The sequence below is a fragment of the Paenibacillus sp. Leaf72 genome, assembly GCF_001422685.1.
Classification (GTDB): Bacteria; Bacillota; Bacilli; order Paenibacillales; family Paenibacillaceae; genus Pristimantibacillus.
The window spans coordinates 1,487,529-1,500,792 of record NZ_LMLV01000001.1; the positions used below are offsets into that span (position 1 = coordinate 1,487,529).

General features: G+C 48.7%; 12 protein-coding genes and 1 pseudogene. 2 read left to right on the forward strand and 11 right to left on the reverse strand.

Going from position 1 to position 13,264, the window contains the following annotated elements; genetic code table 11:
- Window positions 1–5: 5 nt before the first annotated feature.
- Both ASF12_RS06375 and ASF12_RS06380 read right to left on the reverse strand, forming a co-directional pair.
- A complete protein-coding gene (locus tag ASF12_RS06375; RefSeq protein ID WP_056031067.1) occupies window positions 6–521 on the reverse strand; it encodes a phage tail protein in 516 nt (171 codons plus the stop codon).
- 78 nt (window positions 522–599) lie between these two features.
- Window positions 600–1,073 carry a GNAT family N-acetyltransferase gene (locus tag ASF12_RS06380; protein ID WP_081418637.1) on the reverse strand — a complete coding sequence of 158 codons (474 nt, stop codon included), beginning with the start codon at window positions 1,071–1,073 and terminating at the stop codon, window positions 600–602.
- A gap of 438 nt (window positions 1,074–1,511) precedes the next feature.
- Here ASF12_RS06380 and ASF12_RS06385 point away from each other — a divergent pair, with 438 nt between their 5' ends.
- Window positions 1,512–1,769 carry a hypothetical protein gene (locus tag ASF12_RS06385; RefSeq protein WP_056031070.1) on the forward strand — a complete coding sequence of 86 codons (258 nt, stop codon included), beginning with the start codon at window positions 1,512–1,514 and terminating at the stop codon, window positions 1,767–1,769.
- 102 nt (window positions 1,770–1,871) lie between these two features.
- On the opposite strand, the gene ASF12_RS06390 is transcribed toward ASF12_RS06385, so the two are convergent.
- From ASF12_RS06390 to ASF12_RS33515, 8 genes and pseudogenes are all read right to left on the reverse strand, one after another.
- Entirely contained in the window at window positions 1,872–2,726 is an 855-nt protein-coding gene (locus tag ASF12_RS06390) for a diguanylate cyclase domain-containing protein (protein ID WP_056031074.1), read from the reverse strand.
- Window positions 2,716–4,815, reverse strand: a complete 2,100-nt coding sequence (locus ASF12_RS06395; protein ID WP_155972836.1) for a cellulose biosynthesis cyclic di-GMP-binding regulatory protein BcsB — start codon at window positions 4,813–4,815, stop codon at window positions 2,716–2,718. The genes ASF12_RS06390 and ASF12_RS06395 overlap by 11 nt, the downstream gene beginning before the upstream one ends.
- 17 nt (window positions 4,816–4,832) lie before the next feature.
- Window positions 4,833–6,083 (reverse strand): glycosyltransferase family 2 protein, encoded by a 1,251-nt coding sequence (locus tag ASF12_RS06400; RefSeq protein WP_056031077.1) that lies wholly within the window; start codon window positions 6,081–6,083, stop codon window positions 4,833–4,835.
- Between the two features lie 10 nt (window positions 6,084–6,093).
- Entirely contained in the window at window positions 6,094–7,710 is a 1,617-nt protein-coding gene (locus tag ASF12_RS06405; RefSeq protein WP_056031080.1) for a hypothetical protein, read from the reverse strand.
- 4 nt (window positions 7,711–7,714) lie between these two features.
- The gene (wsfD, locus tag ASF12_RS06410) at window positions 7,715–9,241 is read right to left on the reverse strand and encodes a glycan biosynthesis hexose transferase WsfD (RefSeq protein WP_056031083.1); all 1,527 of its coding nucleotides are present in this window, start codon (window positions 9,239–9,241) and stop codon (window positions 7,715–7,717) included.
- Window positions 9,242–9,470: 229 nt separating this feature from the next.
- Window positions 9,471–10,652 carry a glycosyl hydrolase family 8 gene (locus ASF12_RS06415; protein WP_056031086.1) on the reverse strand — a complete coding sequence of 394 codons (1,182 nt, stop codon included), beginning with the start codon at window positions 10,650–10,652 and terminating at the stop codon, window positions 9,471–9,473.
- A gap of 29 nt (window positions 10,653–10,681) precedes the next feature.
- Window positions 10,682–11,050, reverse strand: a complete 369-nt coding sequence (locus tag ASF12_RS06420) for an MGMT family protein (RefSeq protein WP_056031089.1) — start codon at window positions 11,048–11,050, stop codon at window positions 10,682–10,684.
- Window positions 11,051–11,377: 327 nt separating this feature from the next.
- A pseudogene (locus tag ASF12_RS33515) lies at window positions 11,378–11,497 on the reverse strand (TetR family transcriptional regulator); the annotation flags it as partial.
- A gap of 316 nt (window positions 11,498–11,813) precedes the next feature.
- On the opposite strand from ASF12_RS33515, the gene ASF12_RS06430 reads away from it, so the two are divergent.
- Entirely contained in the window at window positions 11,814–12,668 is an 855-nt protein-coding gene (locus ASF12_RS06430; RefSeq protein WP_056031095.1) for an SDR family NAD(P)-dependent oxidoreductase, read from the forward strand.
- Between the two features lie 80 nt (window positions 12,669–12,748).
- Here the strand turns inward: ASF12_RS06430 and ASF12_RS06435 are convergent, their stop codons facing one another.
- Window positions 12,749–13,258 (reverse strand): GNAT family N-acetyltransferase, encoded by a 510-nt coding sequence (locus ASF12_RS06435; RefSeq protein WP_056032909.1) that lies wholly within the window; start codon window positions 13,256–13,258, stop codon window positions 12,749–12,751.
- Window positions 13,259–13,264 lie beyond the last annotated feature (6 nt).

The window sequence follows — 13,264 nt, forward strand, 5'->3', positions numbered from 1 at the left end:
AACAATTAAGACTGGGGTGGAAAGATCCCGAAAAGTGCAATAATAAAAGAAACGGTCAAGGAAGGCATCATATTGTTATGGGGCTGACTGCCACCGAAGGAAGAAAGATTGTTGTTATTCATAGGAGCCTTTGGAAGTGGATTGTTGCTGCTATCAAGTCCTGTGGAATATACGGCTGCTTTCGCCCAGGTATTATTTTGAGGAGAAGAGGCACTGCCCATAGTTTGGACTACTTGGGGTAAGTGAGTGTGGGTAGGTAACTGAGTAGTTAAGAGTGTGACGTTTTCTGTTCCTGCCTTCATGCCTAAGGGATAATTGGTCGCTTTATGAATGGGAACCCTCCCTCTCAAGTCCGGTAGTCCAAAGGTCGACATACCGTCACCACCGTAGGTAGTCCCTAATAGCATATATAACGTTTCATTCTCTGATATAGATAAAATTTGGCCTTCACATTTCGCCCAGCCCTGTGGAGCATAATTACCAGCGAACATGCGAATTTCACCAATAAAAGCCTCGCTCATTTTATAATCCCCTCCGATTGAACATTTAAAGCTGCTGAAAAACAATAGGTGAGCCGAGGCCTGTCCTGTCTTAGGAGTCTATGGCTTCCATTCCATCAATATATGCATGCCTTGCTCCTCTACCATGTGGAAGCCTAGTCTTTCGTATAAACGGAGCGCCTCATTGCCCCGCATCACATGCAGTTGAATAGGCTGCTTTTTCTCAGCCGCTTCTTCCTGAAGCTCCTGAAGCAAGTACGTGCCATAACCAGAATTGCGGAAAGCTGGCAGCAGTGCCACATTAACGAGTATCATTCTATCTGCCTTGCGAACAAGCATGCAAACCCCGATTTGGAAATCATCCTTCATTAAAATATAGTTCTCCGCATCCGGATACTGCGATTCATAAGAGCGCTTCTGTAAATCATATTGCATGCGCAGAAAGGCCTGCTGAAACGATTCCTCCCAGCCCCATGCTTCTACTTCTTCCTCGCGGGTACTCGCATAAACACGATATAGAAATGAATGATGCTTCTCCCCTGCCTGTGCCATATGGAGTCTGCCCGTAAGCACTTGCTATCCCCTCCTAAAATCAACCAGAAAGATGATTACCATATTTATCTATTCCACATCTAAATTTACAATCCTCCTTAATATTCGACATTTTATTTTAATTTTAACTTAAGTTGATATTGAATTTAGCTTTCATAAATTGCGAATAGCTTTCAAGGTGCTCTGCACGGCTTTATGGTCTATTTTTTCGCCTTGCTCCAATCAGCGGATAAACACCTGAAGAGCAATGCAGACGTTTGATGAAAAGTCATACTCTTGCTGTTAGTTCATTTTTCCCATAATAAAGAAACTTTTTAGATTCCAAACAAGTCTGTACTTATGAAGGAATTTGGTAATCAATTAAATTATGAATGTAACACGGCGGCCTTGGAGATCGAACGTGGATTGAAGGCCGCAAAGATATGTGGGCTTATGGTGTATAAGATAGGAGGAATTAAAATGAAAAAATTCATGAAACTATGTTTAGTAATTGGTTTTGTATTTATCATTTCGTCTATGTCGGTATTCGCTGCTGCTGAGGAATATTCTAAAGATGAACTCTCTCCTGAAATTGTAGCTGCTGCTGAAAAAGAACTATTGAATTTTCAAGAAATGATATCGAAAAGCTATTGGATATATGACTTTAAGAACGCAGAAGAAATTAAATCCACACAATTGGGTGAAGGTTTTCAAGTTTGGGGAATTGATAAATTGTAAAAAAATAAATATATCGCAAGTTTCTAATTATTAAAAAAAGCGAAGCGTGAAAGCAGCCTCAGGGGCTATTTCATGCTTCGCTTTTTACCTTGCTACTATATTTTACACATCATACTCCAGCTGCTTCCGCGCCTGCACGATGAAATCAAGCGGCGTCGGGATTGCTTCCGGCTCATATTGCAGCGCTCCGATTTTCAGGCTCAGCTCTACCTTGTATTTATGTGAAAACTCGGCAGAATTAAACTCCTGGATTTTATGCCTCAAGCGCTCGATGACGATATTCGCCCCTTGGCGGTCTGTGAACAGCAGCAGTCCCCAAGTCGGATTATCCTTGCTCAACATATAAATCGAATCATTCGTCCGAATGCTTGTCTGGCTCATCTGCGAAAGCTCGAAGATCGCTTCCGTCATCCGCTCCTCGCTGACCATCCGCCGCAGCTCATCCCAATATTTCACGTTCACAACAAGCAGTGTGAGCGGAATTTGATACCGGGTGGACAGCGCCATGAAGACGGCGGCGTCATTTTGGAACGAACGGCTGTTGCGCAGATTCGTATTTTCATCCATCGTCGCCAGCCGGCTGTTCGTTTTCTTGAGCTGTTCATTTTCCGTTTGGAGCTGTCTGCCTGCAAGCGTGAACATCCACGTCACCAAGGTGAACACCGGCGTCATGACGAGCCAGAAATAATTGCCGCCGCTGACCGCCTCTCCCCCCACAAGCGTTCCATATAGCGTATAGGTACCAAAGCCAAAAATAAACACAATGTTGAGAATCAGCCCTGTCGTCACATTCGTGAAATACGTAATGATCGCAATCAGGAAAGCGACATTCAGAAAAATAACATTTTGCAAATAACGGTCAGGATCTCCCGCTGTAAATACGATGCAAATGAAGCTGACGACGATGAGCAGCAGGAAGCCGCTGTCGGAAATAAGACTGCTCTGATTACGCCTCATCGCGATCACCCCGTCTTCTGCGATATTTGCGAGCCAGGAAAATCAGCGATACGAGCACCAGTACCATAACAAGTGCCGCCGCGATCACGAAGCTGAGCACATCGGTGCGTTCCATCACATTGCTAATGACGGAGGATTGCTCGGGCTCGGCTTCTTTTTTGAAACGAAATGCGTTAATGTTGCCGTCCTTGTCCGTCGATACGCCATCGCCGAACACCTTCCATACCGTTCCTTGGCTGGCGACCAGCTTGGAAGCTAAATAATAATATTCCGAGTCTGCCCCAGTAACGGCAAGCAAGCCATGTCCCGCCTCATACGGGGAGTCAATAAGCTGCAACGTCCCGATACGCTTGCCGTAATCGGAGTCGATGCTCATTTTCTCATTGGACTGCAAGCCTGCGCCATTCGCATCATATTTGAAGTACAGCGCAGCATTATGATCACGAATCACCTTGTTGCTTTGGAAGGTTCCGATCGCGATGACGTTGCGGGCTTTCAAAACATCAGCAGCAACATCATCGCTATAAAAGAGAACGTCTCCCGTGTTGCCCTCTGCATATTGGCCGAGCAGGTTAAACAGGTTCGCTACCGTACGATACGTGTAGGAATCGCGCTCCTGCGGCAGCACGACCGCTACCTGGTTAAATGCTCCATCTCTCAAAAATGGATACGGATAGTTGTTGAACAACAGCTCCGTCCGATCCTTCGTATTCAATTGCAGCATGGAATCCTTCGTCACGAAAGCCCACGGCATTTGGTTCTGATTTTGCACGCAAACGGCATTTTTCAGCTCTAGATCAAAGGCGACAACGACGGAAAAGTTGCCGGAAATGTCCAGATTTTTCGGAATTGGCAATGTAATCGAATCGCCATTTGCCAGCTCCTCCGTCAGCTTCTTGCTGCCGATTGGCGTATTGTTGATGAGCACTGTCACCATCGAACGGTCAAAATCCAAGTTTTTCGCATAGCGGAAATCGAGACTGATTTTGCTTGCGTCAGCGATGGAACGATTGGCTGGCAGCGACACAAAATAAGCTTTCTCCTGATGGCGAGGGCCCTTCAGCTCGTCGCCTGATTCGGTCAAAACGACATTGCGGCTAATGTTGACCACAGGCGTCGAGACATCGGTGCTCTCATCGACGATTTTACGGTCGGAGCTGAGCTGGCTCATCAATGCCTGATTCGCCACAAGGCGGCTTGCCTTCACAAGCAGCGCCTCATCCTTCGCGGTTACAACGAGCGCCCATTGCTCGCCTTGGCGCACGAGCTGAATCAGCGCTTTACCGTTCAAATCCGGTGTGCCGACAGCTGTCTTCAGCCCGCTCGGAAGCTGGTCATACAAGGCGACAGCCGTAACGAGCTTTTTGCCTGCATAATATTCATCATCGAAGGCAAGCAGCGGAATCGTCTTGTCCTGAAGCGTATTCGCCTTGGCAAAGCCAGACAGTGCGTAGACGGCCGCTTCCATTTCTTTCGCAGAAGCCTGTGCCGGCACTGCAATCGTATTCAAGCTTTTGCTGACCGTGTCGAGGCTTGTAAAGCGCTCATTAAAATCACGGATGGAGCCGTCCAGCGGCTTGCTTACATAACGAACATCCACGCTGGAGCTGCTGTATAGCTGGAGCCAATTGTCCCGCTCCTCATCCGGCGAGCAAATTTGATCATTGACGATCGTCTGAATGCTTCCTTCTGTCGACAGCGTGTTTGTGCCTTCCGCCAGCAGCTCGCGAGGAATCGTCACACTCAGGCGCTGCTTTTTCTCTACCGTGCGATCCGGGCGGAACGAATAGAAGGCTACGCCGTTAATCGCCAAAGTGACGCTGGAGCGGTCCTTGTCCGCAAGCTGCGACACCTTGTAGTCCATATTGACGACGACGCTGCTCACATTCCAATAGGACGGTATTTGAAAAAAGTCCTGGCGCGTCGCCATCACACCCGACATGGATGTATCTGCTGTAATGAATGGAATATCATAGCTCTCTGTTCCCGGTGCCTCTGCTGCGCTTGCTGTTGCTGCTCCAAGCTGACCCAGCTGTCCAAGCAGCAGCGCCATACAAATGAAGGTAATTACGAATATGCGTCTTTTCATGATGCTCTCCTCCAGCTTTAATAACGTTCGGTTTTGTACCATTTCGCTTCACGCTTAAACACTAAATCCTTGAGGTAGGTATATAAGCCGTAGGCGGCAACAACCATCCACATTTGGCAATAGGATACGTACATCAGCATAATAATCCACACATTGGACAGCCTAAGCTCGCCTTTTTCCGTTGTTAGCGTAATATAAGTGCCTACTATAAATAGCGTGACCGCCAGCACCCAGAGGAAGGAGCTGAATCCGGCAATCGTCGTATGTACATAACCTAAAGCGTGAAGAATGAGCAGCAGATCAGACATAACGAGCGACGTGAGAAGCAGAAAATAAATCGATAAAAAGTATAAAATATCAAAGCGGATGTTCGTCGCCGAGCGGTCAAACAGCAAGGGGATATTTTTCACAATGACATAAATATTGCCCTTCGCCCAGCGCGTCCGCTGCTTGAACCATACCTTGACCGTTTGCGGCTCCTGCTCCCAAGTGACGGCCTTCGGCTGAAACTTGATTCGGTACCCCATCATGTAAATGCGGAAGCTGATCTCGGTATCCTCGGCAATCGCCTTCACATCCCAGCCGCCAATCCGCTCGACGATATGACGCCACATAATGAAGTTCGTGCCGGGTATCGTGCAAAGCTTGAACAGCTTCCATCTGCCCGCCTGCGCCATCCATTGGAAGGACAGCGTCTCAATGTTAATGAAGCGGGTGAGCAGATTCGTATCGCGGTTGCGCGTTCGGAACTTCCCGATGACCGCGCCCAGCGTATCATCATTCGTAATTTCACCGACCAGATAGCGAAGCGCTGTGCGCTCCGGCGTATTGTCCGCGTCATAAATGGCGATCAGTTCGCCTCGGCTCTGCTGAAAGCCGATGTTGAGCGCATTCGACTTGCCCTTGCCGCCTGTAACCTTGTCGGTGTTGATAACAATTAAGTTGCGTCCTGCGTATCTCGCCTGCACCTCGGCAAGCAGCACCGCGCTATTATCCGAGGAATTATCGTTAATGACAATAATTTCGTAACGGTCATGCGGATAATCGAGCGCAAGCAGCGATTCGACCGTCTTCGTAATGACCTTGCCCTCATTGTGGGCCGGAACCATAATGGTGACAAAGGGGGTCTCCCCTTTGATTTCTGGCACAGGCTTTCCTTCGCTCTGGATATAAAATAAATATCCGGCAATAATCAGCACCACATTGACGAGCAGGAGCGACCAAATACAGATAACGGCAATCAACATGAGGATGTCTGCGATTGTCATAGCTGTCTCCTTATTTGAAGTATTTGCGTCTGTACAGTCGGTATCCGATCATAAAGAGGAAGCCGAATATGAAGAGCGACACAATAATAATGACGATAAAAATTTTATTTTGCACATTAAACAAGGTGGTAAAGCTTACCGTGCCCTTATCTGCATATTCAAAATCAGAGCTGACCTGCCGCAGCGCATCATTCAAGGTTACCGCTTGACCATTAATGGTCATATGGCCGCCTTGCGACAGGATGACATGCGCCTCGGTTCGCACCTCGTGGCCTTGTTGCTTATAATCTGTGAAGGTCATCCAGCTCTCTGTAATGCTGGCGAGATCGGCGCTGAGCTGCGCTTCATTTTCAGCAAAATCATACGTCAGCGCCGTATTCATCGGAAGCGGCTCCCAAGCCTTGCCCTCACGGTCAAAGCTGGCAAGATAGCTCGGGCTTATGCTGTAAAGCGATGAGGCGAAGGGCTGGGAAACGTTCGTCTGCGAACGGTACATCAGCTTCTTATTAGGCAGCAGCACCGCCGAATTAAAGAAGCCCATGCCATCCACAGCGTATTCCTTATCGTAGGACCAATACATTTCTGCTCCCATGCCAAGCGGGGCAATGCCGTAAGCCGCTAATACGTCAATGAACGAGGTCATCTTCGTTTTCAGCGTCTGGTCATTTTGACCAATGGTTGAAGCTACGACTGGCGCATTGACCAGCACAGTGCCGTTTCGCGACTGGACATACTTCAACGTTTCCAGATAGCGCTGCATCGCCGGAAACTCCGAATTGCTGAACACCGGCTGGACGCTTATCGCAAAAGGAATGCCCGCATCATATAAAGTATCGGCCATTTGGGCCAATAGCGTTAAATCCGAAAACGGGTAAATTTCCTTAAAAAGCAAGTAGGTTAGTCCCGGCTCGGCAAGTCCCAGCCAATCCTTCAGCACATACGACATCGCCAGCTCGCTCAAATTCCCCTTCTGAAAATAAGGCACATACGCCGTATGCTCATTCCTCACCGCGTAGGGGGAGCTTCCGTTCGCACCGCTATTTTGCTTGGGCGTGAAGCTGCCGTAGGCCTCGGCCTGAAGATTCACCGAAGGATTGGCTGCCGTCTGCTCCATCACGATGTACGGGGTGTTTTGCACACGCACTGCCTCATCTGAAAATGGGCCAATCGCAAGCCGCATCGTTTCCTCGCTCGGTGTTTGTTCGATGGCAATATGCAGCGATTGCTGCTGCCGAGCAGGCAATTCCTCGCCGATGTGAAAATAATCGCCCCGATAGGCTGCCCTATCCTGAACAAAAGCGGCATTCGTCAGCTCCATATCCGCTGCATTTCGCACCAGAATCACCTTGCTATACTGCTCCAGCATGCCGCCTGAGTAACCATCTACGGAGAGGATTGTCACCTGCGCCCCGAATGCGGCAAGCTGCTGCTGCAGCGCCTCGACATTGCCAGCCTTTGGCGAGTCCTTGGCCAAGCTGTCATAGAGCAGCAGCACGTGGATCGGCTCCGCCTCTCTTTCTGCGGCAGCAGCGAGAGAAGAAATGGAAGAGCTACAAAGCAAACAGAGCAACAGCAGCAGGTGCAATAGCGTTTTCGGTAATGGTTGTCTACATTTGCTTTTTTTCACCTTCTCACCTTCCCACCCTCTCTAGATGTATTTCGTTTGGCGAATCCTGCTCCTGCTCGCTATGCCATAATCTGCGGCGCACAGCATCTGCGATAACCAAAAACGTAATGAGATCAAAAGCCGCGGTAAACAGAAATTCATGCTTCGCCAAATCGGCGTCCCCCGCCCCGATAATCGAGACGAAGATGCCGGACAAGCCGGCCAGCATCATCATGACGATGAGCGGCAGGCGCGAAGCCCGCCTTAAATTTCGCGCCCTGATCGCCGCTACGAAAGCCGGCATATATACGCCAACGACGACAATCATCCAAATGACGATGAAACCGAAGGTTTTGGGTGCAAGCGCCTCTTTGAGCAAGCTGTAGCCGGAGAAAAAGACCGTCTGCTGGCCAAACGGCTTGCCTGCTGACTTCTCATAGTTGCCCATCGCCGCGGGGCGGATGGTGAATGCATTTTTCGCTGCCAAATTCAGCATGCTGCCAGCCTGATCCGGATGGCTGATATAATAGCCGACAATCGCACCAAAGCCGTACTGGCTATAGAAGTTTTCCTCTAAAATCGGCGAATCCACATCCACCGTCGTAAACGGCTCATAATAAATGCTGTCCTTCAATATCGCATATTGCTTGTCCATGCCGAGCGCCTCCAAGGCGCCTTCCGGATCGTCTGAGCCCATCAGCACCCCGCGCGTCATCGCATGGTATTTGTTAATATTGACGAACTCCTTCGGAATGAGCACATACGTTGCAATGCCTGCCAGCATCAGAACGGTGAGCGATGTCAGCATTAGCACGCGGAACGTCCGCTTCACATGGATGAACAGGTAGAACAGCCCGATGACGGCAATAATGACGCCAACCGGTGCATTTTGCTGCTTGCTCGTCGTCAGCAGAAACCCGCTTACTGTAAACACGGCGAGCATCGCGTAATCATTGTAACGGCGGCGGTAAAGCAGCAGCCCTGAGGCAAAGACGAGCATCATCATAATAAGCACGATGCCTTCGCTGAAAAAAGAATTGAAAAACGCCGTATATCCCGTATCGCCAAACATAAAAATCGCCAGCAGCGCAATGATATAGCCGTATTTCCGGTCAATTTTCCAAGTCAGGCTCTCAACGAGCAAATAAATCGCAATGACGTAAAGAATCGTCAATATGGCCGCCTGAAAACGCACATCGAACACCTGGCTGCTGGCCAGCAGCGTATTCAGCGCAACTGACAATTGAATGAACCAGGATTGCGAGGACGTAAAGGTTGTCCCATTTTCATTGTAATATTGCAAAATGCCAAATTTCTTTACAAAGTAGCCGAGATATTGGCTGTCATAATCCGGGGCGTTAAAATACAAGCCGTTGCTGTACAAAATACGAAAAAAGTCCCCGTTGTCCGCCATCCCAATATACGGGGGCGTGAACAAGGCGATGATTGTAATAATTAACACTGCCAAAGCAGCGAAGCTGGCAGGCGATAGGTATCTATTCAATAAGGCGTAGGCTTGCCGCGCATAGTGCTTGGCCCTGTCTGCTATCATGGTGGGCGCCTTCTTTCTTAATAACTTTTATAAACTTGGTGAAAAAGGATCATCGCTGCGCGAAAGGTTTGGCTTACGATCGCCATTACCCTTGAATTTCTGTGATTAAGCCGCAATAGGAAGAAATTCAAGGGTAAAAACGAACGCTACCGCTTCTCCAGCTCAAACCTTTCACTCCGCTTGCCTTTTTCACCAAAGTTTCTGCTAAGGAAAATTATGAAAAAGGCTTTTAGTAAGTATAAGCAAGCAAAGCCATTAGGTTGTCGAAGGAATAGGCCTGCTGAGCTGCCGTGTCGCCAAAGCCGCCGAGCAGCGGGCTTCCGACCTCCTCGATTTGGAACTCATTCATTTTGCCAATACTGTCGGCATATAGGGTCTGGTCGCCAATCACGGAGCCAATCATCGCCGTTATCGCGTAGATGGCAGTGGAGCGCGTATCCGTCGTGGCTGCGCCTTCCCTCGTGTATTGGCCGTAAAGCGTACCCGCCTTCACCTTATCCTTTATGTATCGGATGCTTTCGGCTTTTTCTTCACCCATTTCGGCTAATACCAGCACAGTTAACAAAGATTCCACCATATTAATATGATCCGAGCTGTATTTACCTTTGCCATAATCATAACGCGTCTCATAGAAAGGAAATTCATTCGTTAAATAACCGTCCTTGATGACTTTCTCCATATTAGCGATCAGCGTTTGCCGCTCCCCCGCCTCGATAGGCAGCAGCCCCAGCGTCTTCAAATCGATATAGCAGAGCGTAATAAAATCATTCGTTATTTTGTATGTTTCATCATAAAAATCATACAAATAGCCATTTTTCACATTATGCTCGTAAAAACGTTTGCCGAAGCTGTCGGCCTCCTGCTTGTAGCCTTCATTTTGAAAAACATCGCCGGCCTCATAAAGCGCCCGGATGATGCGCAAATCGTCAACCGCTGCGTTCAGCGTATAACGCTTTTGCAGCTTGGGGCTGAAGCGGTAGCTGAATGCCGTCTCCATATTGAACGATTGCTTGGCGCGGGCCCACTCCTCCTCGAAAGCAGACTTTTGCTGCGTTAACGCTTTGTAGCGCATCATAAGTCCCGCTGACTCGCTAAGCATTTCATGCCCCGTCGTGAGCTCCGCATTTTGCTCCGTATCCTGCAAATTCGTATAAATGCCCGCCGTTCCAGACAGCTCAGTCGTTATAAAATGATACAGCTTCTGCCGCTTGTCCTGCATTTGCAGCTTGTCACCATAATGCTGCTCTGGCAGCAATGCTGCCATAGGCGTGTCCTGTGGCGCTGCCGAGGATGTAGGCAATGAGGATGGAGCTGGCTGCTCCGAGCGTCCACATGCCGTCAACAATAACACGAAGGTTATTGCGGTTAAGATCACTTTTTTGCCCGAACCGCTTGATTGTATTTTACGCATCCATCTGCCTCGTTTCTCTGAATCCGGGTTTAAAACATTTGGTCCACATCGTCTGGATCTAGGTTATCCCACGCTCCCATTATGTCCGCTGGTGCCGGATTAAAACGATATTTTGCCAAATCCAGCTTGCCCTGCGCACTAACCTCGATACCCTCTTCCTCCAAGCGGGACCGCTGCTCCATATTCCCCTCTTCACTCGGGATGGCGATTTCGCCTTGCGCATTGACAACCCGGTGCCACGGCAGCTGATGGATGCTGCTCTGCGTATGCAAAATCCGCACGACCTGGCGCGCCCCTCTGCGGCTTCCCGCAAGCTCGGCAATCTGCCCATAGCTCATGACAGCGCCTGCTGGAATGCGTTTTATAATTTCAATAACTCTTTTCGTAAATGGCTGCATAATGGCCTCCGTTAGAAAGCTTATTTTTCTTTTGAAAAGATTGTAACATGTTTCAGCATTCGACTGGTTTCTACATTTAATATTTACACGCAAATCTAAAAATAAATTCAAAAAAGGCAAGCACGTCGTTCCCTGGGGAGCTACGGCCTGCCTTATTTTACAAAAACATACTTACAAAAAATGATTGATTGATCAATTACAATTAAGCAAAATAAGCTGCCTGATCAAGCCTTGCTTGCCATATAGGAAATCTGCTCCAGCCATGCTTTGCGCGTTGCCTCATCAGATGCTGGAACGGATTCGAAGAACAGATGATACATAACCTCCAGCCCGCTCGGCTACTTGCGCTGTAGTTGCGCGATAATAACCAATTTCAGAAAAAACCTCAATAGCCGCAGATACGATGTCGGAACGCCTGCTGGCAGCTGTTGCCGTTCCTTTTGCCATAAACGCACCAAACCTTTCATTTGGTATTGATTGATCAATCACTAACTTGATTTAAACTATATCCGATCCAAGGTGAAACGGCTGTCGCCATCCTTTGGCGGCGCGGCGCGTTTCAGTCCGAGAAATATAAGCTGATTATAAGAGTGAAACCTATAAATTCTTATATTTTCAAAAAACTTGCAAGTCCTTTGTTTCAAAAAGTTTTGCCTGACTGCTTGACTTGGAGTCGCCTCCAAGTTGTACGCTAATGCCATCAAGAGCAGCATCAACAGCTAGCTGCTGGTTTGATTGCCAACCTTATCGAGGAGGAAACATAATGAACAAGCAAATAGATGTACAAACCGCGCTCATTACAGGCGCTAACAATGGAATTGGGCTAGCGCTCACTCGCAGGCTGCTTGGGGAAGGCTGGCATGTTGCCGCGCTCATTCGTTCCGATTTTCTAGAGGACGATGAGGAGATTCAAGCTGCTCTGCGCAAGGGACAGCTTCGCATTTACAAAGCCGATTTAGCTGATTTTGCAAGCTTAAAGCAGGCAATGAAGCAAATTAAAGCAGCAGAAGCCAAGCTGGATGTGCTATTCAACAATGCAGGAGGCAGCTTCTCGGAGCTATCCATAACCAAGCAAGGGCGGGAGCAGCATTTTGATTTGCAGACGGTCGCGCCTTATGCCGTCTTTATGGAGCTGAAGGAGCTGCTCAAAAAAGGAAGCTATAAGACGATCGTTAATACTTCGACCAGCTCTTTCAAAACTTTAAAGAAATTCGACGCGAAAACGTTGGAGCGCCCAACGGAATTCAAGAAGCTGTTCGGTCCCTACTCCACCTCCAAGCTCGCTCTTTCCTTGTGGACAAAGGAGCTGGCTCCAGCCCTTGCTGCAGAAGGCCTGCGCATCATCAGCGTTGATCCGGGCGGCAATAATACGATTAGAAAAGGAAAAAGCTCCGGTTTGCCTTTTTATATAAAGCCCATCATGAAGCTATTTTTCCCGCATCCGAGCAAAGGCGCTTCCCTGCTTTATGAAGCAGCGGTCGGCAAGCAGAAGCTCGCAGCGCCTGGCTCTTATCTTGTAAATGGCAAAACCTCTGCGCTGAAATTTACTGACCAAAGCGCCAAAGTGCTAAATCTCGTCAGCTCGATTTATGACCGGGAGTTTGCAAAGCCCCAGTAAGTGTGAGGGTGCTTCAATATAAAGCCCAATTAAGAGCGGCAAGCTGCTGCTCCTAATTGGGCTTTGGACAATCAAACCAACTATATTTCTTTGTAATATAATACCGTCGCATATAGGTTGCCATCACCTGAACGGGCAAATTTCGGAATACGCCCTGCTTCCATAAAGCCCAGCGACTGGTACAAAATATTAGACGGCGCTCCTTCTAGCGTATCTAGGATGAGCAGGCTTCGTTGTTCCGCAACAGCCCGCTCCTCCGCTGCCTGCATCAGCAGTCTGGCAATGCCTTTGCGCCGCTGCTGGGGCTGCACCATCATTTTGGCGATTTCCGCCCGGTGGGACGCATTTTGCTTTTGCGCCAGCTGGAGCTGTACGGTACCGACAATTCGCTCTCCCTCCTTGGCAACCCACAGCAAAGTGCCCGGCTCCAATACGCCTTGCCAATACCCTTTCGCATCCTCCCTGCTAAGTGGCGGCAGGAAGCCGATCGACGCTCCATCGTCTACGACCTCGACAATGAGCCCGGCTAACTCCTCTAACGTATGCTCATCAAGCTCTGTCAGCTCTGCTACTCGCAACGATTGGCCCATGCCCTC